The sequence below is a fragment of the Kitasatospora sp. NPDC057692 genome (assembly GCF_042799475.1).
GTDB lineage: Bacteria > Actinomycetota > Actinomycetes > Streptomycetales > Streptomycetaceae > Kitasatospora.
Window position 1 is genome coordinate 1 of record NZ_JBHVIV010000066.1, and the last position, 24,825, is coordinate 24,825.

General features: G+C 75.2%; 22 protein-coding genes. 10 read left to right on the plus strand and 12 right to left on the minus strand.

The annotated features are described in order from the left end of the window. Positions 1 to 65: 65 nt before the first annotated feature. The 4 genes from ACFVFS_RS29700 to ACFVFS_RS29715 all read right to left on the minus strand — a co-directional run bounded on the left by ACFVFS_RS29700 (position 66) and on the right by ACFVFS_RS29715 (position 3,774). Positions 66 to 569, minus strand: coding sequence for a MarR family winged helix-turn-helix transcriptional regulator (locus tag ACFVFS_RS29700; protein ID WP_380627886.1), 504 nt, complete (start codon positions 567 to 569; stop codon positions 66 to 68). A gap of 40 nt (positions 570 to 609) precedes the next feature. After that, positions 610 to 2,316, minus strand: a complete 1,707-nt coding sequence (locus ACFVFS_RS29705) for an FUSC family protein (RefSeq protein ID WP_380627887.1) — start codon at positions 2,314 to 2,316, stop codon at positions 610 to 612. Between the two features lie 112 nt (positions 2,317 to 2,428). Then, positions 2,429 to 3,430 carry a DUF1648 domain-containing protein gene (locus tag ACFVFS_RS29710; protein ID WP_380627888.1) on the minus strand — a complete coding sequence of 334 codons (1,002 nt, stop codon included), beginning with the start codon at positions 3,428 to 3,430 and terminating at the stop codon, positions 2,429 to 2,431. Further along, positions 3,427 to 3,774 carry a GntR family transcriptional regulator gene (locus tag ACFVFS_RS29715; RefSeq protein WP_380627889.1) on the minus strand — a complete coding sequence of 116 codons (348 nt, stop codon included), beginning with the start codon at positions 3,772 to 3,774 and terminating at the stop codon, positions 3,427 to 3,429. Before ACFVFS_RS29715 ends, ACFVFS_RS29710 begins: the two co-directional genes overlap by 4 nt. Positions 3,775 to 3,851: 77 nt before the next feature. Between ACFVFS_RS29715 and ACFVFS_RS29720 the strand changes: the two genes are divergently transcribed. After that, complete coding sequence (locus ACFVFS_RS29720) at positions 3,852 to 4,589, plus strand: hypothetical protein (RefSeq protein ID WP_380627891.1); 738 nt, start codon at positions 3,852 to 3,854, stop codon at positions 4,587 to 4,589. Positions 4,590 to 4,656: 67 nt separating this feature from the next. On the opposite strand, the gene ACFVFS_RS29725 is transcribed toward ACFVFS_RS29720, so the two are convergent. After that, positions 4,657 to 6,366 (minus strand): hypothetical protein, encoded by a 1,710-nt coding sequence (locus ACFVFS_RS29725; RefSeq protein WP_380627893.1) that lies wholly within the window; start codon positions 6,364 to 6,366, stop codon positions 4,657 to 4,659. Then, positions 6,363 to 7,319: an ATP-binding cassette domain-containing protein gene (locus ACFVFS_RS29730; protein WP_380627894.1), complete on the minus strand. Its 957-nt coding sequence runs from the start codon at positions 7,317 to 7,319 to the stop codon at positions 6,363 to 6,365. Before ACFVFS_RS29730 ends, ACFVFS_RS29725 begins: the two co-directional genes overlap by 4 nt. A gap of 241 nt (positions 7,320 to 7,560) precedes the next feature. Here ACFVFS_RS29730 and paaK point away from each other — a divergent pair, with 241 nt between their 5' ends. Continuing rightward, positions 7,561 to 8,919 carry a phenylacetate--CoA ligase PaaK gene (paaK, locus tag ACFVFS_RS29735; RefSeq protein ID WP_380627896.1) on the plus strand — a complete coding sequence of 453 codons (1,359 nt, stop codon included), beginning with the start codon at positions 7,561 to 7,563 and terminating at the stop codon, positions 8,917 to 8,919. Between the two features lie 117 nt (positions 8,920 to 9,036). Here paaK and ACFVFS_RS29740 read toward each other — a convergent pair whose 3' ends face one another. Next, entirely contained in the window at positions 9,037 to 9,909 is an 873-nt protein-coding gene (locus ACFVFS_RS29740; RefSeq protein ID WP_380627923.1) for a nuclease, read from the minus strand. Between the two features lie 208 nt (positions 9,910 to 10,117). Between ACFVFS_RS29740 and ACFVFS_RS29745 the strand changes: the two genes are divergently transcribed. Then, positions 10,118 to 10,474 carry an ArsR/SmtB family transcription factor gene (locus tag ACFVFS_RS29745; RefSeq protein WP_380627897.1) on the plus strand — a complete coding sequence of 119 codons (357 nt, stop codon included), beginning with the start codon at positions 10,118 to 10,120 and terminating at the stop codon, positions 10,472 to 10,474. Between the two features lie 186 nt (positions 10,475 to 10,660). Continuing rightward, complete coding sequence (locus tag ACFVFS_RS29750; RefSeq protein WP_380627898.1) at positions 10,661 to 11,947, plus strand: MFS transporter; 1,287 nt, start codon at positions 10,661 to 10,663, stop codon at positions 11,945 to 11,947. A gap of 511 nt (positions 11,948 to 12,458) precedes the next feature. On the opposite strand, the gene ACFVFS_RS29755 is transcribed toward ACFVFS_RS29750, so the two are convergent. Both ACFVFS_RS29755 and ACFVFS_RS29760 read right to left on the minus strand, forming a co-directional pair. Further along, complete coding sequence (locus tag ACFVFS_RS29755; protein WP_380627899.1) at positions 12,459 to 12,830, minus strand: hypothetical protein; 372 nt, start codon at positions 12,828 to 12,830, stop codon at positions 12,459 to 12,461. A gap of 79 nt (positions 12,831 to 12,909) precedes the next feature. After that, a complete protein-coding gene (locus ACFVFS_RS29760; RefSeq protein WP_380627900.1) occupies positions 12,910 to 14,205 on the minus strand; it encodes an MFS transporter in 1,296 nt (431 codons plus the stop codon). Between the two features lie 100 nt (positions 14,206 to 14,305). On the opposite strand from ACFVFS_RS29760, the gene ACFVFS_RS29765 reads away from it, so the two are divergent. The 4 genes from ACFVFS_RS29765 (at position 14,306) to galK (ending at position 17,792) form a co-directional block, all read left to right on the plus strand. Then, complete coding sequence (locus ACFVFS_RS29765) at positions 14,306 to 14,971, plus strand: metalloregulator ArsR/SmtB family transcription factor (protein WP_380627901.1); 666 nt, start codon at positions 14,306 to 14,308, stop codon at positions 14,969 to 14,971. Then, positions 14,968 to 15,297, plus strand: a complete 330-nt coding sequence (locus ACFVFS_RS29770) for a sulfurtransferase TusA family protein (protein ID WP_380627902.1) — start codon at positions 14,968 to 14,970, stop codon at positions 15,295 to 15,297. The genes ACFVFS_RS29765 and ACFVFS_RS29770 overlap by 4 nt, the downstream gene beginning before the upstream one ends. 99 nt (positions 15,298 to 15,396) lie before the next feature. Further along, the gene (gene galT / locus ACFVFS_RS29775) at positions 15,397 to 16,638 is read left to right on the plus strand and encodes a galactose-1-phosphate uridylyltransferase (protein ID WP_380627904.1); all 1,242 of its coding nucleotides are present in this window, start codon (positions 15,397 to 15,399) and stop codon (positions 16,636 to 16,638) included. Continuing rightward, the gene (gene galK, locus ACFVFS_RS29780) at positions 16,635 to 17,792 is read left to right on the plus strand and encodes a galactokinase (protein WP_380627905.1); all 1,158 of its coding nucleotides are present in this window, start codon (positions 16,635 to 16,637) and stop codon (positions 17,790 to 17,792) included. Before galT ends, galK begins: the two co-directional genes overlap by 4 nt. Before the next feature lie 77 nt (positions 17,793 to 17,869). Here galK and ACFVFS_RS29785 read toward each other — a convergent pair whose 3' ends face one another. Together ACFVFS_RS29785 and ACFVFS_RS29790 are read right to left on the minus strand one after the other, a co-directional pair. Next, positions 17,870 to 19,003, minus strand: a complete 1,134-nt coding sequence (locus tag ACFVFS_RS29785; RefSeq protein ID WP_380627906.1) for a serine hydrolase domain-containing protein — start codon at positions 19,001 to 19,003, stop codon at positions 17,870 to 17,872. Between the two features lie 234 nt (positions 19,004 to 19,237). Next, positions 19,238 to 20,671, minus strand: coding sequence for an MFS transporter (locus tag ACFVFS_RS29790; RefSeq protein WP_380627907.1), 1,434 nt, complete (start codon positions 20,669 to 20,671; stop codon positions 19,238 to 19,240). A 350-nt stretch (positions 20,672 to 21,021) separates the two neighbouring features. On the opposite strand from ACFVFS_RS29790, the gene ACFVFS_RS29795 reads away from it, so the two are divergent. Beyond that, a complete protein-coding gene (locus tag ACFVFS_RS29795; RefSeq protein ID WP_380627908.1) occupies positions 21,022 to 21,405 on the plus strand; it encodes a VOC family protein in 384 nt (127 codons plus the stop codon). 79 nt (positions 21,406 to 21,484) lie between these two features. On the opposite strand, the gene ACFVFS_RS29800 is transcribed toward ACFVFS_RS29795, so the two are convergent. Next, the gene (locus tag ACFVFS_RS29800) at positions 21,485 to 23,431 is read right to left on the minus strand and encodes a glycoside hydrolase domain-containing protein (RefSeq protein ID WP_380627909.1); all 1,947 of its coding nucleotides are present in this window, start codon (positions 23,429 to 23,431) and stop codon (positions 21,485 to 21,487) included. Positions 23,432 to 23,687: 256 nt separating this feature from the next. Here ACFVFS_RS29800 and adhP point away from each other — a divergent pair, with 256 nt between their 5' ends. Continuing rightward, the gene (adhP, locus tag ACFVFS_RS29805) at positions 23,688 to 24,701 is read left to right on the plus strand and encodes an alcohol dehydrogenase AdhP (protein ID WP_380627911.1); all 1,014 of its coding nucleotides are present in this window, start codon (positions 23,688 to 23,690) and stop codon (positions 24,699 to 24,701) included. Positions 24,702 to 24,825 lie beyond the last annotated feature (124 nt).

A 24,825-nucleotide genomic window follows, 5' to 3' on the forward strand; every position in this document is an offset into this window, starting at 1 on the left:
CTCCGGGCCCGGCCGGGCCCGGAGGCTCCCCGGGTCAGCCGGCCGGGCCCGGGTCAGGGCCCGGGTCAGGGCTGGGTGCTCCCGCTGCTGCCCTCCAGGACGAGCAGGAGGCGGCCGAGGCCCCGGGACAGCTCCTCGCGCTCGGCGGCGCCCAGGCCGGCGAGCAGGGTCCGGTCGTGGGCGAGGAGGTCGGGGTAGAGCCGGTCGATCAACTCGGTCCCCTCGGCGGTGAGCGAGAGGTGGAAGACGCGGCGGTCGCGCTGGTCGGTGCGGCGGGCGACCAGGCCGCGTTCCTCCAGCTGCCGCAGGCGCTTGGTGACCGCGGCGCCCGAGGCGAAGGTCTCCCGGGCGAGCTGGGAGGGCGTCAGCTCGTGGCCGGTGCGGCGCAGGGCGGCGAGGACGTCGAACTCGGGGCGGGTGAGGCCGGCGTGGGGGAGCGGGCCGGTCCTGCCCTGCTGCAGTAGCGCGGCGATGCGGCTGATCCGGCCGAGGATCGCGATCGGTTCGGGATCCAGGTCGGGGAATGCCTGCTGCCACTGCCGCAGCACGCCCGCGACGGCGTCCTCCACGTTCGGTGTTCCTCTCTGCCGTGCCGGTCGGACCTCGATCCTAGGGGCAGGTCGGAGCGGGTCCGGCGCCGCCGTGATGGTGGCCGCCGTGACCGGTGCGGTGGTCGCTCCGGTGGCCGAGCAGGGTGGCGAGGTGCCGGTGGCCATCCTGCTCGGCCTCGGTGATCCGGGTCCCGGGCAGTGCCGGCCGGCGCCATTCGCCGGCGGCGACGTCGGTGGCCTCCCGCAGGTCCACCAGCGCGTGGGAGAGCCTGGCGCGGGCCGTGGCGGCGGCGGCCGTGGCGTGCGAGGTGGTGGTGCGGGCCGCCTCGGTGGCCGTGTGGACCGCGGCCAGGGCGTGGTCCAGCCGGGTCGCGGTGCGGCGGTTGGTGACCAGGAGGCAGGCGGCGAGGCCGGTCAGGGCGCCGAGGCAGGTGTCCAGCCAGCGGTCGGTGACCATGGCGCGGGCGGGCTGGTAGTGGCCGAACTCGGTCATCATCAGGGCGAGCGGCGTCACGAAGGTGGTCGCCAGCCAGTAGTTGCGGGTGATGGTCGCCTCGGCCGCGAAGTGGCCGACCAGGGCCAGCAGGACCAGGGCAAGCTGCCCGGAGCGGGAGACCGGCAGCAGGGCGGTGAACAGGAGCAGCCCGAGCAGGTTCCCGAGGACCCGCTGGACCGCGCGCTGCCAGGACAGGGCGGCACTGGCCTGGAAGACCGAGGCGGCGGTGATCACCGCCCAGCCCGGGCGGCCGACCCCGAGCGCCGTCGACGCCCACCCGGCGGCGGTGCAGCCGAGCGCGACCCGCAGCCCGATCGGCAGCAGGGCCGAGCCGGGGCGCAGGGAGTGCCACCGGGGCGGCGGCGGGGCGGCGATCGGGGCCCCGTCCGCCGTGGCGGCCAGTTCGGCGGCCTCGGCGGCGGTGAGCTCGACGGCGGGCAGTGGCCGGTTGCGGCGCAGGTCGCGGGCCCACTGCCGGTACAGCGCCGAGGTGGCGGGGTCAGGGAGCGGGTGGGTGGCGGCCAGCGCGGACTCGGCGCGGACGAGCAGGCGCTCCAGGGCGGCCGCGGCGTGACGGCGTGGTGTGCCGCCGGTGGCCGCCGAGGTGGCGGTGAGGGCGGGGCGGGCGGCGTTGACGGCGGCGGCGAGCGCCGTGCGCGCGGCGGGCGCGGCGGGCCGTCGGGCGGGTTCGTCGGCCAGGAGGCGGGCGGCGGCGTCGAGGGCGCGCGCGGTGAGGATCCGCTCGGGGCCGAGCGGCCGGACCAGGGCCGGGGCCATGCAGACCAGCCAGGCCGCGGTGGCACCCAGTGCGGTGAGGGCCAGGTGTGCGGGCAGGTCGGCGAGGCGCTGCGGCGTGAACGCGCAGGTGGTGCTGGTGAAGGTGACGATCAGGGCGCCGGGCGGGCCGATCCGGGCCGCCTCGCAGACGAGCTTGTGGAGCGCGGCGAGGACGGCGCTGACCACGACCAGGACGGCGACGGAGTGGGTGAGCGCGGCGGCGGTGAGCGCGGCGGCCGTGCTGAGCAGGGTGCCGCCGGCCACCCCGGCGAGGGTGCGGGCCCGGGCGGGGTACGGGAGCCCGTGGCCGTACAGGGCGCACAGGGCGCCGGCCGTCGTGTAGAGGGCCAGGTCGAGCCGGCCGAGCGCGAGCAGGGTGAGGTTCACAGCGCCGGCCGTGATGACCACGCTGACGGCGGGCTTGCGCCAGATGTCCACGGGCGCCCCCAGCCGGAGCACCTGGCGCGGCGACGGCAGGGGAAGACGGCGCACGCGTGGGACGGCCAAGGGCCGCGGTTCGGTCATACGGGAAGGTTAGCAACTAATTTACTTGTGAAACATATCCCCTCAGGGGTCGATTGGCTCTCGGATCCGGCCCTCGGGCTCAGGCGGGCGGTGTCGGGGAGTCGCCGCGTCGGGCGGCCATGGCGTTCAGCAGGGCGGCGCCCCGCTCGGCGTCGTCCACGCTCACCGCGAAGTCCGCGCCCTCGCGAGGGCGGATCACCAGGCACTCGCTGCGGCGCAGCATCACCGTGGTGCCCAGGCCGCTCAGTCGGTAGCCCCAGCCGCCCACCTGGGCCGGCGTGCGCTGTTCGGCCCGGGCCGAGGCGATCTGCTCCGGCGCCCAGTGCCGGGAGGGCCGGCCGAACGGGCCGAACGCCACGGTCAGGCCCTGCTCGGTGACCCGCGCCTGCACCGATGAACACGCGCCCCCCGCCACCGCGACGACCGCCAGTGGCGCGGCGGCCGCCCAGGCCGGACCGCCCAGCCCGGCGAACCCGGCCAGCGCGGATCCCGCCGCGCCCAGTCCCGTCACCGAGGCCAGTAGGCCGAGCCAGGGGTTGGCCGCCCGGGACAGCCAGACAGCGCGTCGGCCGTCCGAGAGTTCGAGCCGCGGTCCGTCGGCGGCCGTCACCGGGCGCGGCCCCGGGCCGCCGCGCCGGGCCAGCCGCCACGCCGCCAGGCCCGCACCGGCCGCCACCGCCAGGACCAGCGCCACCTCGGCGCCCAGCGGCCGGGCCTCCGGCCAGCTCCGGCGGTCGAGATTGGCCGAGACGATCGAGATCTGGATGCCCGTCAGCAGCGCACCCCAGAAGGCGAGTCCGGCGGCCGCCCAGAGTCGCGCCTCCTCCCCGCCGAGTCGGCGGGCGACGGCACCCGCGGCGACCGCGACCGCCCAGGCTCCGGCGGGGAGGAGCGCCGCGGCCGTCAGCGACATCGATCCGTCCGGGTGCGCCCCGCTCCAGTGCGTGGCCACGGGATCCGGCAGCCGGCCCCGCGCCGCCCACGGCAGCGCGAGCAGCAGTACGAGCACCCCGGACGCTCCGGCGGCCCGCACCGCCGTCGCCCTGCCGCGCCGTCCGTCCCGCCGCACACCCTCGCTCACTCCAGCCCCCTGATCATCTCGACGAGTTCCTCCCGGCCGAATCCCGCGTGCGCCGCGTCCGCGACCAGCCGGCGTACCGCGTCCAGCAGTTCGGCCCGCCGGTCGGCGCCCTGCGCGACGGTGACACCGCGCCCGCGCCGGAACTCCAGCACCCCTTCGTCACGCAGCGCCCGTAGTGCCCGCAGCACCGTGTTCGCGTTCACCCCGAGTGCCGCCGCCAACTCCCGCGCGGGCGGCAGTCGTTCCCCGGGTGGGCACTCGCCTTCCCCGACGGCCCGCCGGATCGCCGCCGCGACCTGCTCGTGCAACGGCAGGGTGTCCCCGACCTCCAGCTTCAGCAACATGGTGCTAGTGACAGTAGCACCATATTCCCGCCCGGCCGGGGGAGGACGACCCCTCCGAAGTCGGTGGCCGGGGCGGGATGACGGACTGGTCCCGACTCACCCATGCCTACGGCCCCGCCGACGACATCCCGGACCTGCTGGACCGGCTCGTCTCGGCCCCGACCGCCGACCTCTGGAGCGACCTGTGGTCGGCGCTCCGGCACCAGGGCACCGTGTACCCGGCGAGCTTCGCGGCGCTGCCCTGGCTGGCCGGAAGGGCCGGCTGCGGGGACCAGGAGCAGGAGGTCAACGCCCTGCTCCTGGCCGGCGCGATCCTGGCCGGGGCCGGACCGTCCGACGGGGCGGGCGAGGTCCGCGCGCGGTTCGCGGCGGAGACCGCAACCCTGCTGGCGGCGGTGAACCGGCGGCTCCGGACCTGCCAGGATCCCACCGACTACGTCCACCTCCTGGAAGCCATGCTGGGCTTCGAGGGCGTCCCCGGCTGGAGCGAGGAGCTGGCCTGGGGGATCGTCAACGAGGAGTACCAGATCGCCTGCCCGGACTGCGGGACCGATCTGTACATCGTCCTCGGCGAGCGCGGGTTCTTCTCGGCCGCCGAGGACTACGCGCTCGCGGAGGAGGAGGTCGAGACCCGTCCGCTGCGCCCTGCGGCCCCCGGCGACCTCGACGGCATCGGCCGACGCCTCCACGGTCTCGCGCTCGCCGACGGCCGGCCCGAGGTCGCCGGTGTGCTGACGTACGTCTTCGGTCATGCGGTCTGTCCCGTCTGTGAGGTCGGCTTCGCGGTCGCCGACGGGATCGCCGCCGACTGGTGACGGCGGTGGTCGGAGACGGCGGTGCCCGGTGACGGCGGTGGCGGCCCCGGGCGGCGCGCCCGGCTGATCAGGCACGGAGCGCGCGGCGGGCGGAGGTGGTGAGGAGGGCGGTGGCGAGGAGGACGAGGGTCAGGGCGGTGACCAGGACCGGGGAGGGGCCCGCGGGGTGGCCGGCACGGCGGACGGTGCCCATGAAGTCGAGAGCGGCGACCTGGTTCACCGCCAGGTACCAGAGCGGTAGGTAGAGGGCCTGGAAGAGGCGGTGGGTGCGGGAGAGGGTGCCGAGGGCGAGGGCCAGCGACGGGACGAACAGGGCTCCGGCCGACCAGGCGGCCACGCCGGCGGTGTCCCCGGCCGCCGCGAGGCGGACCAGGACGCCCGCGCCGACCAGGGCGGTGAGCAGGACGCCGGCGGCCCATTCCGCGAGCAGCCGGGCGCGGGCGGCCGGGTAGGCGCCGAGCAGGGACTCCAGACCGTACTCGGCCGAGCGGCTGCCGAGGCGGGACCAGAGTAGGACCGGCCAGATCCAGGCGGCGGGCAGCACCGCGCCCACGCCGGTGTCCGACGGGACGGCGAGCCCGGCCGCGACCAGGCCGACGGCGGCGAGCCACCACCAGCGCGAGGCGTCGGCGAACAGCATCCGGGCCTCCCCGCGCAGCAGCCGGCCGAAGCCGAAGCCGAACCCGAACCCGGAACCGGAATCAGGACCGGAACCGGACCCGGACCCGAAGCCGAAGCCGAAGCCGAAGCCCGTCCCGGTCCTGGCCGGGACCGTGGTGGGAAGGGCGGGCAGGGTGAGCGGGAGGACCGGGGGAGCGGCCGGAGCCGACCCCGTCCCGCCACCGCCCGCGAGCGGCCGCCGCTCGGCGGAGGTGCCGCGCGCCGGGTCGAAGCGGGAGAACCAGAGTGCGGGCAGCGCGGCGACCGCCACCGCGAGCAGTACCAGCAGCAGCCGCTGGACGAGGAAGCCGCCGTCCAGGCCCGCGCCGTCCCACCGGAACGGCTCCAGCGGGGTGTCCACCTCGGTCAGACCGAGGCTGAACTCGTCGCCGCCGAGGTCGACGCCACGCGCGGCCAGCCCGTCGCTCAGCGAGTCGGCCACCGGCCCGAGGCCCAGCCCGCCGAGCGGCGCGCCGCGCCGCTCCCCGGCGACCAGCAGGAGCGGGGCGAAGGCGAACCAGACGATGTTGCCCAGGCCGCCGCGCAGCAGCGGCACCGTCTCGAACAGGACGGCGAGCGCCGCCGTCGCCACCAGCAGCGGCAGCGTCAGCACCAGGAAGGGCGTCAGCAGGGCGACCGGGTCGAGGGAGCGGTCCTCGCCCCGGACCAGCTGCAGGGCGGGCGCGGTGAGCGCGAGCACGCCCAGCATCGAGGCGAGGACCAGCAGGTTGCCGAGGAACTTCGCGAGCAGCAGCTCGACGGTCCGCAGCGGCGTCGCGGCGAGGAGCTGGCCGACGCCGGTCTCCTCGTCGCGTCCCAGTCCCTTGCGGACCACGTAGAACCCGCCGAGGGTGAGCCAGAGCGCGCCGGCCAGGGCGGTCGCGGTGCCGACGTACGCGCTGTTGTACTCGCCCCGGTAGCGGCCCAGCGCGAGGACCGCCCAGTGCCCGTCGGCCGGTGGGACGGCGAGCAGGCCGAGGCCGACGGCGGCCAGCAGCGTCACCGCGTAGGCGGGCCGGCGGAGCCGGTCGCGGAAGTCGCCGAGGGCGAGCCGCCAGAGACGGGCGGGCGCGCCGGCCCGGGGCGCGGCGGAGACGGTGGGGACGGCCGTGGTCATCGCCGCACCTCCGGGTGGTCGTGCGCGAGGGTCGGCCGGACCAGGCCCAGGTACGCGTCCTCCAGGTCCGGTGCGACCGGCACTGCGTCGGCGAACGGCGAACCGTCCGCGAGCAGCCGCAGCCGCACCCGGCCGTCCCCCGCGCGCACCATCCGGCTCACCACCCAGCGAGCCTGGACGGCGGGCACCGCCCCCGGGTCGACCAGGACCTCCCAGACCCGGCCGGCCTGGCCGCGCAGCAGCTCCTCCGGGCTGCCCCGGCGCAGCAGCCGCCCGCCGGCGACGACCGCGATGTCCCCGGCCACCGACTCGATGTCCGAGACGATGTGGGTGGACAGCAGCACCACCCGCTCCTCGGCGAGCGCGCTCAGCAGGTTGCGGAAGCGCACCCGCTCCTCCGGGTCGAGCCCGGCGGTGGGCTCGTCGACCACGATCACCCGCGGATCCCCCAACAGGGCCTGGGCGATGCCGACCCGGCGCAGCATGCCGCCGGAGTACGCGCCGAGCGGTCGGCGCAGCGCCTCGGTGAGGTTCACCAGGGCGAGCAGCTCGTCGATCCGGGCCCGCGCGGAGCGGGCGGGGAGGCCCTTGGCGGCGGCGAGATAAGCGAGGAACTCGCGGGCGGTGAGCTTCGGGTGGACGCCGAAGTCCTGTGGGAGGAAGCCGAGTTCGCGCCGGAGCAGTTCGGGCTGGGCGAGCGCGTCGACACCCCGGTAGGTGAGCCGGCCGGCGGTCGGCCGGGTGACGGTGGCGACGATCCGCATCAGCGAGGACTTTCCCGCGCCGTTCGGCCCGAGCAGGCCGAGCAGCCCGGGGCCGAGCCGCAGCGTGAGCCCGTCGACGGCGCGCTTGCCGCCGCGGTAGACCTTGCTGACGTCGGTCAGTTCGAGCTGTGGCGGGTCGCTGTGGCGGGTGTCGCGCCGGGCGGTGGGTCGGGTGTCGGTTCGGTTCATGCGGTCTGCTCCTCCGGCTGGCGGCTGGGCGGCGGGTGACGTCGATGAGCCTCGCGGATCGGAGGGCCGCTGCCATCTGCCGTTCGGCAGAGATCGGACCTTGTCCTTCGACAGGGAGCGGCCCTGACGAAGGAGGGGGATTCGCGCGCGGCGGCCCTTGACAGGTGGTTCGGGTACTGGATTACTTGGCCCTGTCCAGGGCCAACCGAATGATCGGTCTGTTGCGGTGGAGGGAGGCCCGATGAGCGGCGGGACGGCGGATCCGGGAGGATCGGCGCAGGCGCAGGCACAGCGTTTCGGCGAGGCGCCGCCGGAGGAGCTGCTGGACGCCGGCGAGCGGATGACCCGCGAGGAACTGCGCGCGCACCAGCTGAGGCACCTGCGGGCCACCTTGCGCCACGCCTACGACAACGTCGAGCTCTACCGCCGCAAGTTCGACGCGGCCGGTGTCGCCCCCGGGGACTGCCGCACCCTCGCCGACCTCGCCCGCTTCCCCTTCACCACCAAGGCCGACCTGCGCGACACCTACCCCTTCGGCATGTTCGCCGTTCCGAAGGAGGAGGTCCGCCGGATCCACGCCTCCAGCGGCACCACCGGCCGCCCCACCGTGGTCGGCTACACCCAGCACGACCTCGACGTCTGGGCCGAGGTGGTGGCCCGCTCGATCCGGGCGGCCGGCGGACGGCCCGGTCACACCGTGCACATCGCCTACGGCTACGGCCTGTTCACCGGCGGCCTGGGCGCGCACGCGGGCGCCGAACGGGCCGGCTGCACGGTCGTCCCGGCGTCCGGCGGCATGACGGCCCGGCAGGTGCAGCTGATCCAGGACCTCCGCCCCGAGATCATCATGGTCACCCCGTCCTACCTGCTCACCCTGCTCGACGAGTTCGAGCGGCAGGGCGTCGACCCGCGCACCACCTCGCTGCGGGTGGGCATCTTCGGCGCCGAGCCGTGGACGGAGGAGATGCGGGCCGAGATCGAGCGGCGGATGGACCTGCACGCCGTCGACATATACGGCCTCTCCGAGGTGATGGGGCCCGGCGTCGCCCAGGAGTGCGTGGAGACCAAGGACGGCCTGCACATCTGGGAGGACCACTTCTACCCCGAGGTGGTCGACCCGCTGACCGACGACGTGCTGCCGGACGGCGGGAGCGGTGAGCTCGTCTTCACCTCGCTCACCAAGGAGGCGCTGCCGGTGATCCGCTACCGCACCCGCGACCTCACCCGGCTGCTGCCCGGCACCGCCCGCCCGGCCTTCCGCCGGATGGCCAGGGTGACGGGGCGCAGCGACGACATGATCATCCTGCGCGGGGTCAACGTCTTCCCGACCCAGATCGAGGAGGTCCTGCTGCGGGTGCCCGCCGTCGCGCCGCACTTCCAGCTCCGGCTGACCCGCCGGGGGCGGCTGGACCACATGACGGTGCGGGTCGAGGCACGCCCGGACGCCGCTCCCGAGCAGCGGGACGCGGCCGCCGCGGCGATCGCGCGGGGCGTCAAGGACGGGGTCGGGGTGAGCGTGGACGTCGAGGTGGTGGACCCGTACAGCCTGGAGCGCTCGGTCGGCAAGATCCGCCGGATCGCGGACCTCCGGGAGGGCTGACCGCCGGGGACACCGGGGGCACCGGGGGCACCGGCGCCGCCGGGGAGGCCGCGGCCGTCGGGGCCGGGGTGCCCGCCCGTCGAGCAGCGACGGGCGGGCCGCACCGCGCCGCAGGCGTCACTTCTCGACGAGCACGACGTCCTCGATCGGCCGGGTCATCCGGACGGTGTCGCCGCTCACCTCGACCAGGTGCTGAAGGCCGCGGACCGCCGCCCGCTGCTCCGGCACGCGGAACTCCTCGCTCTCGCCGGCCAGGTAGGCCGGGAAGGAGTCCAGCGCGGGGCCGAACAGCCGGAGGTAGTCGGCGAGGCGGCGGAACAGCTTGGGCAGCATGACCTGCTGGTCGGTGATCGAGGCGAGGCCGCTCACCTTGGCGCCGTCGGTGGTGACGTCGTGCTGCCAGACGCCGCCGGGGGCCTTGGCGACGCGCGCCTGCCGGGCGACGGTCGCCAGCTCGGCCCGCAGCACCTCGGGCAGGCTGCTGTAGAAGGTCGGGTAGACCAGCCCGCGGGCGAGCAGGTGGTGGTTGGCGGTCTCCCGGAGCAGTTCCACGCCGACGGTGATCCGCTCGCCGCTGCGCGTGCCGGCCGGCGGCTTGCCGCGTCCGACCAGGGCGATCGCGCGGCCGTGGACGTCGGCGCCGGCGGCCAGCACGTACCCGGGCACGGTCTCCGGGGTGGAGGCGGTCACCTTCTCGTCGGCGTTCCGGACGACGCCGGTGAAGCCCAGCCAGGCGATCAGCTCGTCGCGGGCCGCGTGGGCGCCGAGGTCGAGCGGCTGGTGCAGGGTGCCGGGGCCGACGCCCGTGTAGTGGGTCTCCAGCGCGTCGATCGCGTCCATCCGCACGGTGCCGCCGCCGGTGCTGTTGCGCTTGACGCGGCGGCCGCCCGGCACGTCGTGCCAGAAGCCCGGGTCCTGCGGGGTGAAGTGGACGGTGTCGCCGTCGGGTTGGCTGTCGACTATTCGGTAGGTGCCCTTGATGACGAGCATGGACACGGTCGCCTCCGCTGCTGGGTCTGCCCTCGGGTGGGTCGGGCGCCGGTGGGCCGGGGCCTCGGCGGGCCTCATTCTGGCGGCGGGAGGCGGCGCGGAGGGGGGACGGTCCGGTGAACAGCGGGGGGCGCCGTGGTGGCGGGGGGTGTGAACCGGGCGGTGCGGGGCGGGTGAACGGTGGTCGCGCGCCCTCTAAGCTGAGCCCATGAGCGGGAGCGTCCAGGTATCAGGTGCACATGCGTCGCAGCACTCCGGTGCGGACGAACGGCTGGACGTGGCCGCCGGGATCCTCGCCCTGCTCTCCGACCGCACCCGGCTCGCGCTGCTCCAGCGGCTGAGCGAGGGCGAGGCGGACGTGACCACGCTGACCGAGGCCGCCGGCGCGGCGCGCCCGTCGGTCAGTCAGCACCTCGGCAAACTGCGGCTGGCCGGGCTGGTGTCGACCCGCAAGGACGGCCGACGGGTGGTGTACGCGCTGCGGAACGGGCACCTGCGGAGGCTGGTCCACGAGGCGCTGAACGTGGCCGACCACCAGATCAGCGGGTTGCCCCCGCACGACTGACCGCGGCGATCCGCCGTGATCCCGCGGCGATCCCGCCGTGATCGGCCGCCCTGCCCGGTGGGTGGGGCGTTTTTTCATTATCAATGAGTGCACACGTATGCACATGTTGCCCTATCCTGGAGGAACGGCAGCCCGAACGGGCGCTCCGGCCCGCCCGGGCCCGCGCCGAGTCCGAACGGAGTCCCGATGCTCTCCGTCCTCCGCAACCGCACCTACCGGCACCTGTTCACCGCCCAGGTGGTCGCCCTCGCCGGGACCGGCCTGGCCACCGTGGCGCTGGGCCTGCTCGCCTACGACCTCGCCGGGCCCGAGGCCGGCTCGGTGCTCGGCACCGCGCTGGCGATCAAGATGGTCGCCTACGTGGGCATCGCCCCGGTCGTCGCCGCGCTGGCGCACCGGATCCCGCGCCGCCGGCTGCTGGTCGCCGCCGACCTGGCGCGCGCCGGGGTGGCGCTCGGGCTGCCGTTCGTGGGCTCGGTCTGGCAGGTCTATCTGCTGATCTTCGTTCTGCAGGCGGCCTCGGCGACCTTCACCCCGGCGTTCCAGTCCGTGATCCCCGAGGTCCTGCCCGAGGAGCGCGACTACACCCGGGCGCTGTCCCTCTCCCGTCTCGCCTACGACACCGAGAGCCTGGTCAGCCCGGTGCTGGCCGCCGGGCTGCTGGCACTGGTCGGCTACCGCTGGCTGTTCTGGGGGACGGTGACCGGCTTCCTCGCCTCGGCGGTCCTGGTCGTCTCGGTGGCCCTGCCCGGTCGAGCGGCCCTGCCGGGCCGCCCGACCGGGGCGCTCGGCGCGCGCTCCCTCGAAGGGATCCGGCTCTTCCTCTCCGTGCCGCGGCTGCGGGCGCTGCTCGCGCTGGACCTCGCGGTGGCGGCCGGCGGGGCGATGGTGATCGTCAACACGGTCGTGTACGTCCGCGACCAGCTCGGCCGGTCGGCCGGCGACGTGCCGCTCGCGCTCGGCGCGTACGGCGGCGGGTCGATGGCGGTCGCGCTGCTGCTGCCCCGGGTGCTCGACCGCGTCACCGACCGCGCGGTGATGCTGCCCGCGGCCTTCGCCGTCGCCGGACTGCTCGCCGCCCTGGCGGTGGTCACCGCGGCGGGACGGGCGGCGGGCGGAGGTGGCGGATGGCGCTGGCCCGCGCTGCTCGCCCTGTGGGCCGGGCTCGGCGCGGCCGGTTCGCTGATCCTCACCCCGGGCGGACGGTTGCTGCGCTCCGCGGTGCCGCCGGCGGACCTGCCCGCCGCCTTCGCCGCCCAGTTCTCGCTCTCCCACGGCTGCTGGCTGCTCGCCTACCCCCTGGCCGGCTGGCTCGGCGCGACCGCCGGTCTCACCGCCGCCACCCTGGCACTGGGCGCCCTCGCCCTGGTCGCGGCCGTCCTCGCCACCCGGCTCTGGCAGCCTGCCCCGGTCTCCCGCCCCACCCCGGCCCCCTTCCGCCCGCTGCCCCGGCGCCGCCCGGTCGCCCGCTGACGACCGGGCCGCCGTGGCCGTCGGCGAGTCGGTGGGGTGTGGCGGTGAGGTGGTCCGGGGCCGTGGTCGTGAGGGCCCGCCGGCCCGGCGCCATCCGGTCGCCCGCTGGCGACCGGGCGGCCGTGGTCGGCCTCCGGGGGCGTTGGTGGGGGCGGTGAGGTGGTTCGGGGCCGCGGCGGTGAGGGCCCGCCGGCCTGGGGTGCTGTGCTGTACCTCGTGCACCGCAACTCCTTCGCCGTGCGCGCCCACCCCTGGTGAGGCCCCTGGTCGCGGTGCCGCTGGTCCGGCTGACCGCCCTCGGGCACGTCCTGTTCGTCGACACGAAGGGCGCCTCCACCCACGGCCCGGCGCTGGTGGCCCTGTTGGCGGGTCCGATCGGGGTCACCGTGACCGCGGTGGTCGAGATCGTGCTGCTGCGGCGCCGGCACCGGGCCGGGTTCCGCGGGCCCCTCGGGGAGGCCGGGGCTCCACGGGACTCCGGGCATGACCGTCGAGCGGGGCGTCGGCGGGATCAGCGGGGCGTGCGCGCCGTGACCGTGAGGTCGGCCGGGTTCGCGGTGCTGAGGGCCCGCCGGACCGGGGTGCCGCTCCTCGCCGCCGCGGCCAGGCGTTCCCTCACCTCGCGCGGGGTGCGCGGCCGCCAGCCGGGGCCCCCGCAGCAGGAGGAGTGGAAGGTGATGCCGGCGTTGAGTACGACCGTGAGCGCCCGCCACCCGGCCGTGTCGGCGCGGCGGGGGACCTCCAGATCGTGTCCGGCGTCGATCAGCGGGCCGTGGCAGCGCGGGCAGCGGTTCACCCGGCCGTGTGCGTCGCGCTTCTTGTAGGAACTGCGGCAGGGCGGGCAGACGTGGTGTCGGCTCGAACTGATGCGGCGAAAGCACATCGCTCCAGTATCGGCCCCGGTCCGCGTCCGGTCGAACGGCTTTCCGGGTAACGCCGGGCCGGGGCGGGCGCACCGTTCCTCAGGAGGCTTCGGAGCGGGCGGGCCGGGGGTGGGTCTCGTACATCCGCACGGCCACCACCGCGCCCGCCGCCGCGGTGAGGGCGGCGACGGCCCAGACGGCGGTGGTGACGCCGTAGGCGTCGGCGAGCGCCCCGGCGAGGAGGGCGCCGACGGCGAAGCCGCCGTCGCGCCAGAGCCGGTAGACGCCGACAGCGCGGGCGCGCCAGGCCGGGTGGGCGACGTCGCCGATGACGGCGAGCAGGGTCGGGTAGACGAGCGCGGTGCCGGCGCCGAGCAGGATCTGGGCGAGCGCCCAGACCTCGAAGGTGGTTCCGGTGGCGACCAGGCCGAGCGCGACCGCCTGCAGCAGCATCCCGGCCGTGATCAGGTGCTTGCGGCCGATCCGGTCGGACCACCAGCCGGTCAGGATCTGGCCCAGGCCCCACACCGCCGGGTAGAGGGCGGCGAGCAGGCCGATCCGGCCGATCGACAGGCCGTGCGCCGCGAACAGCAGCGGGAGGATTCCCCAGGCCAGGGCGTCGTTGAGGTTGTTGACCAGGCCGGCCCAGCTGGCCGAGGACAGCGCCCGGTCGGTGAGGCTGGTGGTGCGGGCGACCTGGCCGGTGGTCAGTCCGCCGTGGTGGCCGGGGTCGGCGGGGGCCGGGTGGCGGGCGGCCTCGGCGCGGGCGTGGTCGCGGGTCTCGCGCACGGCGAGCACGGACAGCCCGAGGCCGAGGGCGGCGAACGCGATCCCGAGCAGGAACGGCTGCGGGCGCAGTCCCCAGTGCGCGGCGATGGCGCCGGTGCCCATCGCGGTGGCGGCGACGGCGAGGTAGCCGGCGGCCTCGTTGAAGCCCATCGCGAGGCCCCGGCGGGCGGAGCCGACCAGGTCGATCTTCATGATGACGGTGGTCGACCAGGTCAGGCCCTGGTTGACGCCGAGCAGGACGTTCGCGAACACCACCCAGCCCCAGGTCGGCGCCCAGATCAGCAGCAGCGGCACCGGGAGCGCGAGCAGCCAGCCGGCGACCAGGACCGGCTTGCGGCCGTAGCGGTCGGAGAGGGCGCCGGCGAAGAAGTTGGTGACGGCCTTGGTCGCGCCGAACGCCACGATGTAGGTCAGCGCGGCCGTGTAGGCGGAGAGGTGGAAGGTGCGGTCGGCGAGCAGCGGCAGGACGGTGCGCTCCTGGCCGAGCATGCCGCCGACCAGGGCGTTGACCGCGACCAGCAGGGTGAACTGGGCGAGGTTGGCGCGGAGCCCGAGCCGGACGGCCGGGCGGGGGGCGGACACGGTGGCGGGCGCGGTGGCGGTCACGAACCGTCCTCCAGAATGGGCGGGATCCGGGTGGCGGCCGGGTGGGTGACAGGTTCGTCCTGCCAGTTCTACAATAATCCATGGATTTATGGAGGATGCCTTGGGAGACCCCGCACGCAAGGCCGCGCTGTTCGAGGCGCTGGCGACCGCCGGCAAGGCGCTGTCCAACGGCAAGCGCCTGGAGCTGCTGGACCTGCTCGCCCAGGGCGAGCGCAGCGTCGACGCCCTCGCCAGGGCCGCCGGGCTCGGGCTGACCACCGCCTCCGCCCATCTGCAGACCCTCAAGCAGGCCGGGCTGGTGGTCACCCGCCGGGACGGTGTGCGCATCCACTACCGCCTCGCCGGTGACGACGTCGCCGACCTGTACGCACGGCTCCAGCAGGTCGCGCTCGCCCACCTGGCGGCCACCGGGCAGGCCCGCGCGGCCTACCTCGGGCCGCCGGACACCGACCACCTGACCAGGGAGGAACTGCTGGCGCGGGTGAGGGCGGGCACCGCGACCGTCATCGACGTGCGCCCGGCCGAGGAGTACGCCGCCGGGCACATCCCCGGCGCCCTGTCCGTCCCGCTGGACCAGTTGGAGGACCGGCTTGCCGAGCTGCCCGCCGGGGCGGAGGTCGTCGCGTACTGCCGGGGTGCCAACTGCGTCCTCGCCCACGACGCCGTACGGCTGCTCGCCGCGCGCGGCCGCCGCGCGAAGCGGCTCGCCGACGGCATGCTCGAATGGCGCCTGGCGGCCCTCCCGGTCGAGGCGGGCGCCGTATGACCGCCCGTGCAGGCGTCGGGGCCGACGGAGTCGGCGGGGCCGACGGGCCCGGGGCGGTCCTGGTGGACGGCACCGGCATGCTCTGCGTCACCCTGCTGCTGCACCTGTGCAGGCGCATCGCGGGCCTTCCCGCCGGGACGGCGGTGCACGTCGTCACCACCGATCCGGCGGCGCCGCTCGACCTGCCGGCCTGGTGCCACCTGACCGGCCACCGCTACCTCGGCCCCGTGCCCGACCCGGAGGGGCGCGACGTCCACGCGCTGCGGCTCACGGCGGACCCGACGCCGACCCGGCCCGGCGCCCCGTGGCACCCGGTCACCGGCTGACCTGTGCCGTCGACCGACCCCGGCGGCGTGCATGTTGATTCATGTTCGATATTGTTTGGTCATGTGGTTGAAGGGAAGTCCCAGGAGAGGGAGCACGTCATGCCCGCAGCGGTGACCGACCCGGCCGGGCCGGCCGGTACGACGACCCGGACCGTCACCGAACTCGCCGACGGCCGTGAGCTGATCTACTACGACCGGGGCGCGCCGCCCGCCGACCGCACGGTCGCCGACCGGCGGCCGCTGGACGCCGCCGCGCCCTCCTCCGAGGTCCGGCTCGACCCGCTGACCGGCGCCTGGGTGACCATCGCCGCCCATCGGCAGGCGCGCACCTACCACCCGCCGGCCGACGAGTGCCCGCTCTGCCCCAGCCGGGACGGCCGGCTCAGCGAGATCCCGGCGGCCGACTACCAGGTGGCCGTCTTCGAGAACCGCTTCCCCTCCCTCGCGGGCGAGCCCGGCACCCACCCCGTGCCGCTCGCCGACGGCGACCCGCTGCACAGCCGCCGCCCCGGCGTCGGCCGCTGCGAGGTGGTCTGCTTCACCGCCGACCACGAGGCCTCCTTCGCCGAGCTGGACGAGGACCGCGCCCGCCTGGTGCTCGACGCCTGGACCGACCGCACCGCCGCGCTCTCCGCCCGGCCCGGCGTCCAGCAGGTGTACTGCTTCGAGAACCGCGGCGCCGAGATCGGCGTGACCCTCGCCCACCCGCACGGCCAGATCTACGCCCTGCCCTTCACCACCCCGCGCACCGCCCGGATGATCGAGCAGGCCGCCCGCCACCGCGCCGCCACCGGCCGCAACCTGTTCGAGGACCTCCTCGCCGCCGAGCGGACCTCCTCGCGCGTCGTCCTCGCAGGGGAGCACTGGACGGCCTTCGTGCCCTTCGCCGCCCGCTGGCCCTACGAGGTCCACCTGCACCCGCACCGCCGGGTTCCCGACCTCACCCACCTCACCGAGGCCGAGCGCGCCGAGTTCGCCCGGGTCTACCTCGACCTGCTGCGCCGGTTCGACAACCTCTTCACCGACCCCGCCGACGGCGGCCGCCCGGTCCGGGCGCCCTACATCGCGGCCTGGCACCAGGCGCCCGTCGGGCAGGAGGCGGAATTCGCCCTCCACCTGGAGCTGTTCACCGTCCGCCGGACGGCCGACAAGCTCAAGTACCTGGCGGGCACCGAGTCCGGCATGGAGGCGTTCATGAACGACGTCGCCCCGGAGGACGCCGCCCGGCGCCTGCGCGAGGCCGCGCCCGGCGGTGCGGCCGGCACCGTGCCCGCTGCCGTCCCCGCCGCCACCTCCACCGCCGCCCCCACCGCCCCCACCGACGGAGGACCGCAGAGATGACCACGACCGGCAGCAGCACGCTCGGCAGCACCTTCGAAGAGCTCTACGGCCACGCCCCCGAGGGCGTCTGGGCGGCCCCCGGCCGGGTCAACCTGATCGGCGAACACACCGACTACAACGACGGGTTCGTGCTGCCGATCGCGATCCCGCAGGCCGTGCGCGCCTACGCCCGCCGCCGCGCCGACGGGGTGCTGCGGCTCACCTCGACCCGGGTGCCCGGAGCGGTCGTCGAGCTGGACGTCGCCGGGCTCGCCCCGGGCGGCGTGGCGGGCTGGGCCGCCTACCCCGCGGCCGTGGTGTGGACGCTGCGCCGGGCCGGGCACGAGGTGGGCGGCGCGGACGTGCTGCTCGACAGCGACGTGCCGGCCGGCGCCGGCCTCTCCTCCTCCGCGGCGCTGGAGTGCGCCGTCGCCACCGCGTTCAACGACCTGTACGAACTGGGGCTGGAGCCCGCCGAGTTGGCGCTGATCGCGCAGCGGGCCGAGAACGAGTTCGTCGGCGTGCCCTGCGGGATCATGGACCAGATGGCCTCGATGGTCTGCCGCGCCGGGGCCGCCCTGCACCTGGACGCGCGGGACCTCTCCGCCCGGCACGTGCCGCTCGACCTGGCGGGCGCCGGCCTCACCCTGCTGGTCCTCGACACCCGGGTGCAGCACGACCTCGCCGACGGCGCCTACGCCGCCCTGCGAGCCGGCTGCGAACGGGCCGCGGCCCTGCTCGGGCTGCCCGCCCTGCGCGACCTCACCCCCGCGGACCTGCCCGCCGCCTTCGGGCGGCTCCCCGCCGACCTGGTCCCGCTGGTGCGGCACGTGGTGACCGAGAACGACCGGGTCGAGCGGGCCGTCGACGAGCTGGAGCGGCACGGTCCCGCCGCGCTCGGCCCGATCCTCACCGCCGGCCATGCCTCGCTGCGCGACGACTACCGGACCTCCTGCCCGGAGACCGACCTCGCGGCCGCCACCGCCGTCGCCGCCGGGGCCCTCGGCGCGCGGATGACCGGCGGCGGCTTCGGCGGTTCGGTGATCGCCCTGGTGGCGACGGAGCGGGCAGACGCGGTGGCGGAGGCGGTGGTCGGCGCCTTCGCGGCGGCCGGGTACGCCGAGCCGCAGGTCTACCGGGCGGTCCCGGCGGAAGGGGCCCGTCGGGAGTCCTGACCCACCTCACCTCGTCCGCACGGCGCCCCGTCCGCACCCCGCCGCGCCCCGTGCGCGCCGGGGCCGGACCCGGCCGATCAGCCGCAGAACTCGGCCTCGGCCAGCGGGAGTTTGTCGCGGAACCAGTCGGCGTTGGTGTTGAGCGCCAGGGCGTGCCGTCCGTCCCGGGTGGTCAGCGCCAGCGTCGACGACCCGTGGATGCCGCCGTCGTGCCCCCAGACGGTGACGCCGCAGGAGAGCGTCCCGCTGCCCAGGCCGAGCCCGCCGCTGCCGTGCGGTCCGGGCGTGGTCATCTCGTCCAACTCGGCGGCGGGGAGCAGCCGTCCGCGCATCAGGGCGGAGAGGAACCGGGTCAGGTCGGCGGTGGTGGAGACGATCTCGCCGGCCGATCCGGCCATCGAGGGGTTGAGCTCGGTGACGTCCAGGGGTGTCGCCGAGCCGCCGAACAGGGTCGAGTAGCCGCGCGCGTGCGGTCGGGGCAGGACGGTCGCGGTGCCGGGCACGCTCGTCCCGGTCAGCCCCAGCGGCCTGACGATCCGCCGCTCCACCTCCTCGCCGTACGGGTGGCCGGTCACCCGCTCGATGATCATCCCGGCCAGCAGGTAGTTGGTGTTGGAGTACCGGTACGAGGTCCCCGGCGCGAAGACCGGGGGATGGGCGACCGCGATCCGCACCAACTGCTCCAGGCTGTAGGTGTCGTAGCGCCGGGCCAGGAAGGCCGGGGTGAACAGGGTCGCGCCCATTCCGGGATCGTCGCCGTAGTCGAAGACGCCGCTGGTGTGGTTGAGCAACTGGCGGACGGTGACGGCGGATCCGTCGTTCCCGTTGCCGCTCAGCAGTCCGGGCAGCCACCGCTCCACGGTGTCGTCGAGGCCGAGCCTTCCCTCGGCCTGGAGCTGGAGCACCACGGTCGCGACGAAGGGCTTGGTCACGCTGCCGATCCGGAACCGCTCCCGGGGCGAACGCGGTTGTCCGGTCGCGGTGTCCGCGACGCCGGTGGCCGCCGACCAACTTCCCTTCGCGTCCACGGCGGTGGCGACCACGCCGGGAAGCGCGGAGGTCCGCAGGCTCCGCTCCATCGCCGCCCTGGTCGCCGCGTGCGCGGGCCCGCCGGGCGCGGCTGCCGCCGGTGCCGCCGCCGCCGCGGCCAGGGCGCCGGCCACCGCCGCCGCACCCACGGCGCGTCCAACTGTCCTGCTGCTGCGCTTCATTCGTTCCTCCGGGTCGATGAGGCCCGCCCCCCGGTCCCAGACTCCGCCGCGCCGGGCCGGGCGCGGATCCTCCTGCGGACTGACCGCGCCCGGAGATCTCCCGGAGCGGGTCCCGGAGGGGTTCCCCGCGCTCTTCCCGGACAGGCCCCCGCCCCCACCGGTTCGGCGGAGGCGGAGGCGGGAGCGGGAGCGGGCGGGTCGGAAGGGTTCGGTGTGGACCTCCGGCCCGGTGGCTCAACTGCTCTTCGCCGTGCGGATGGTGAGCGCCGAGGCGAGCGCGCCGAGCACGGCGAGGGCGGCGGCGCCGAGGAAGGCGGCGGAGAAGCCGTCGGTCAGCGCGACCGGGTCGCCGAGCTCCCGCGAGCCGTTGGCGGCGGCCAGCGCGGTCATCGCGGCGAGGCCGAGCGCGGAGCCGATCTGGTAGCCGGTGTTGACGATGCCGGAGGCGAGCCCGCCCTCGGCCGGGTCCGGCACGGCGAGTGCGGTGCCGAGCGAGGGGATGAAGGCGAGCGACATGCCGACGGCGGCGAGCAGCGAGGCGGGCAGCACGTCCACCGCGAAGGTGCCGTCGGGGCGGGCGAAGGAGAGCCAGAGCATGCCGCCGGCCAGGGCCAGCAGACCGGTCACGATGAGCGGCTTGGGGCCGAAGCGGGCGATCAGCCGGGGCGCCAGCACGATCATCATCAGCATGATGGCGGCGGTCATCGGCAGCAGCGCCGCGCCGGAGGCGAAGGCCTTCAGCCCGAGCACCTGCTGGAGGTAGAGGTTCAGGAAGAACCACATCGGGATCCAGGCGGCGGCCATCAGCAACTGGGCGAGGTTGGCGCCGGCCAGGTTGGGGCTGCGCCAGATGCCGAGGCGCATCAGCGGTTCGCGCCGCTTGGCCTGGAGGGCGACGAAGGCGAGGATCAGCAGCGCGCCGCCGGCCAGCCCCAGCCAGGTGCGCGCCGATCCCCAACCGGTCTCCGGGGCGCGGACGATGGCGTACACGGAGACGGCGAGGCCGGCGGTGACGGTGAGCGCGCCGAGCCAGTCGACCGAGCCGCGGCGGGCGGGGGCGGCGGGCATCACACCGGGCGTGGCGAGCAGCACGCCGAGGGCGACGGGGATGTTGACGTAGAAGACCCACTCCCAGCTGAGGTACTGGGTGATCACGCCGCCGAGGAAGACACCGGCGGTGCCGCCGGCCGGGGCCGCCGCGCCGTAGAGGGCGAGCGCCTTGCCCAGCTCCTGCGGACGCGCGCCGAACAGGCTGATCAGGAGGGTGAGCGCGGCGGGGGCGATCAGCGCGGAGCCGGCGCCCTGGACGGCGCGGCCGGTGAGCTCCAGTCCGGGGTTCCCGGCCAGGCCGGCGAGCAGTGAGCCGGCGGCGAGGACGACCCAGCCGGCGGCGAACAGGCGCTTGGCGCCGAACAGGTCGGAGAGCCGCCCGCCGAGGAGCAGGAGGCCGCCGAAGGCGACGACGTAGGCGTTGAAGACCCAGGACAGGCCCTCCTGGGTGAAGCCGAGCGCGGACTGCATCTCGGGCAGGGCGACCCCGATGATCGAGGTGTCCATGATCACCATGAACTGGGCGAGGGCGATCAGCCCGAGCGCCGTCCAGCGGCGGGGCGAGGGGGCCGCGGGCGGCGCGGCGGGTGCCGCGGACGCGGCGGTGAAGTCGGACATGACCACGTTCTCCTATACCGGGTGGGGGTATGTCTTCGAGGCGAGGGGAAACATACCCCCAGGGGGTATCAAGAGGCAAGGGTGGTCCCGTCGGAGGAGGAGCGACGAGGAGGGGGAGCGGGCCGGGGCCGGACCGCCGGACGGTCACGGGAAGTTCCGCCCGAGGTCGCGGGTCGGTTACCGACGGGCACTGACGCACCGCAAAGTACGGTCTTCTGTCCGGGAGTTCACCCGCTTACGGTGATTCGGTACCTGTTGGAGACCCGGCGTTCGGCGGATTGACACCGGATGTCACCGAAATCCGTCACCGAAAGCCGTCACCGAAAGCCGCCGGACGACTCGGAGCACCCATGGCCATCCTCAAGACCTATGCGCGGCTCTGGGCCGACGGTGTGGACCACGCGCTCCCGCTGCTGCGCACCCTCACCGGGGCCGAGCCGGACCTGCTGTTCCGCTTCCACGAGATCGAACTCGCCGCGATCGGTGACTTCCTGGTGATCGCCGGCCCGCCCTCCGAGCGGGCCAAGTACGCGCACGCCTCGGCGACCGTCGTGGTCTCCGACCTGGACGAGCTGAGCGAGGCCCTGGAGGCCGCCGGGGCCGTCGTCACCACCCCCGAGACGGCCGCCCCGACCGGCCGCTTCCTGTACGCCCGCCACGCCGACGGCGCGGAGGTCGAGTACGTCGAGTGGGTGCCGGAGCTGGTCCGCCGCATCGTCCACCGCGAGTCCTGACCGCGCGGAGCGCCCTCGGCCGACGGCCGACGGCCGGCGGATGGTCCTGCCGCCGGTCCTGCCGCCGGTCCTGCCGGGGTTACCAGCGGCCGGTGATCGGCTTGTCGCCCGGGTTGCCGAAGCCGACGTTGTAGACCACCGACGGGTAGTCCTTGGCGGCGCCGTAGAAGGTCACCTCGGAGCCGCGGAAGACGCCGACCTGGTCGGTCCCGTCACCGTCCCAGTCGCCGACGATCGGCGTGTCGCCCGGGTTGCCGAAGCCCAGCTGGTGGTCGACCTGGCCGTAGGCGTTGGTGTCGCTCAGGTAGAAGGTCTGGGCGGACGGGCGGTAGACGCCGATGGTGTCCCGGCCGTCGCCGTTCCAGTCGCCGATGACCGGGACGTCGTTGGGGTTGCCCATCGCCACCACGATGCTGACGGTGGCGTTGTCGTTGGTGAGGAAGAACTTGGCGTCGGAGGGGCGGAACACACCGATGGTGTCGGTGCCGTTGCCGTCCCAGTCGCCCACCACCGGGACCTCGCCGGTGGTGCCGAGCTGCTGGGAGACCGCCACCGTGCTGCCCTGGTCGTTCGACAGGGCGAAGAGGTTGGTGGACGGGCGGAAGATGCCGATGGTGTCCCGGCCGTCGCCGTTCCAGTCACCCGTCAGCGGGCGGTCGCCCGGGTCGCCGAACGTCGTGGAGCCGGCGACGCCGCCGTTGGCGTCGGCGGTGAAGAACTGCCGGGTGGACGGGCGGTACACGCCGACCAGGGAGCGGCCCGGGGTGCGGGCGGAGAGCTGGACGTCCAGGTAGTTCTGGTCGATCGGGAGCTTCCGGTTGCCCCAGGTCTCCTCGATGTTGCCCTGGAACTGGTGCACCCGCTGGTGGTTGGCCCAGAGCGACGCGGGGATCCGCGGGTCGTTGGTGGTCTGGTCGTTGTTCCAGTTGGCGGTCCACAGCGCGTCGGGCATGGTGTACCCGCTGCCCTGGTGGGCCACCAGGTCGGCTATGCCGGTCGAGCTGCTGCTGTAGTAGCCGGCGTTGTAGCCGAGCTCGTGCAGCCGGGCGGACCAGGCGGACACGAACGGCAGGACCTTGGCCGAGTACAGGTCGACCTTGTACGACTCCATGTTGAAGTACAGCAGCGAGCCGGTGCCGAACCCGAGGGCGGCGGCCTGGGTGGCGGCGTCGTCGGCGGCGGCGCGGCCCTCGGCGTCCGGCGAGACGATCTGGTGCGCCTGGGTGCCGGCGTACAGCGGCAGGAACTTCCAGCCGGCGTTGGCCTGGCGCTGGACCCAGGAGGCGGTCAGGTTGGGCTGTGCGCAGGCCCGGCGGGCGCCGCCGATGTAGACGCCGACCGCCCGGTACGGCGAGCCGGTGACCCACGCGTCCATGAGGGTGTTGTCCGGCGCGGTGCAGGCGTCGAAGCCCAGGCCGGTGTAGTTGGTCAGGTCCGCGGCGGCGGAGCTGAGCGTCGCCGCGGCGGCGGCGGGAGCGCCGGCCAGGGGAGCACCGGCGGCGGGCGCCGAGCCCTTGGCCTGGGCGCCCTTGCTCGGGGAGCCCTTGGCCGGGGCGCCCTTCGGCGCGCCGGTCGGCAGCCCGGCGCTCGCCAGGACGCGGCGGACCAGCGCCTGGTCGGTGTCGTAGGTGCCGGTCGCCCGGATCCCGGGCGCCTCGGCCACCACCTCGTGGCCCAGGGCGTTCACGGTGGTGCCGGCGGCCCCGCCGTCCGCGGCGGGCTCGACCAGCAGGGCCTCGGTGCGGCCGGTCAGCCCGGCCGGGCAGTTCTGCTCGGCGCCGGGCGTGCCCAGGTAGACGGCGTGGCGGTCGAACCGCACGCACGCCGTCGGATCGGTGGTCAGGTCGACCACCGGCCAGTTCTCCGGAACGGAGAAGGCGTGGCCGAGGTAGGAGACGTTCTTGAGCGGATCGGCGGCCGGTGCGGCCTGTGCCGTGCCCGCCGCGCCACCCACCAGGGCTGCGGCCGCGAGTGCGGCGGCGGCGCCGCGCCACCGCTGCGGTGCGGAAGTGTGTCCGAACAACACGGTTGAGTCCCCCTCAAGTCGCGGCCCGCCCCACCGGCGCGGCCGGGTGATTGATCACCGTCAGGGACAGTACCCGGGGGCTGCGACATCGAATGCTGCGGGTACCCACCAAAGTCCCCGGCCGCCAGGGGACCATGGTCCCCGCGGGTTCACCCGTCCGGCCCTGGCGGCCCGGCCCCCGGTGACGTGGGATGGAGGTGAACGGGGTCCCCGGATCGGGAACGGCCCCGCCGGTACGAAGGGCAGGAGCAGAACCATGAAGGCCGCCGTCGTCCACGACTTCACCCAGCCGCTCGTGATCGAGGAGCGCCCGGTGCCGGACCCCGCCCCGCACCAGGTGCGGGTGCGGATCGAGGCCTCCGGCCTCTGCCACACCGACATCCACGCCGCGCACGGCGACTGGCCGGTCAAGCCGAACCCGCCCTTCGTCCCCGGCCACGAGGGCGTCGGCATCGTCGAGGCGGCCGGCGCCGAGGTCCGCCACGTCCGGGTCGGCGAGCGGGTGGCCATCCCGTGGCTCGCCGACGCCTGCGGGCGCTGCGACCACTGCGTCTCCGGCTGGGAGACCCTCTGCACCCGGCAGCACAACAGCGGCTACTCCGTCGACGGCGCCTACGCCGAGTACGCCCTCGCCCACGGCGACTACGTCGTCCCCGTGCCCGACGGCATCGACCCCCTCGACGCCGCGCCCCTCTCCTGCGCCGGCGTCACCACCTACAAGGCCCTCAAGGTCTCCGGCGCCGGCCCCGGCACCCGGGTCCTGATCTCCGGCATCGGCGGCCTCGGCCACCTCGCCCTCCAGTACGCCCGGATCGCCGGCGCCGAGACGATCGCCGTCGACGTCACCGACGACAAGCTCGCCCTGGCCCGCGAGCTCGGCGCCGACCACGTCCTGGACGCCCGCGCCGTCGACGTCGCCGCCGAGGTCCAGAAGCTCGGCGGCGCCCACGCCGCGATCGCCCTGGCCGTCAGCAACGCCTCCTTCCAGGCGGCCTACGGTGCTCTCCGCCGCGGCGGCAGCCTCGTCCTGGTCGCCCTCCCCGCCGAGGGCAAGCTCGAACTGCCGGTCTTCGACACCGTCCTCAACGGCACCAAGGTCATCGGCTCCATCGTCGGCACCCGCGAGGACCTCGCCGAGGTCTTCCAGCTCCACGCCCTCGGCCGCACCCGGGTCATCCGCGAGACCCGCCGGCTGGAGGACGTCAACACCTGCTTCGACGAGGTCCTCACCGGCAAGGTCTCCGCCCGCCTGATCTTCGACCTCCGCTGACCCCTGACCCCGAACCGCCCCGACGCGCGCGGCCCCGACCGGACCCCCCGGCCGGGGCCGTGCCGTTCTTCGCGGCCGCTCCCCGCGACGTACCCGTGACCAGCGGCGTTCGCCCCGGTGGACG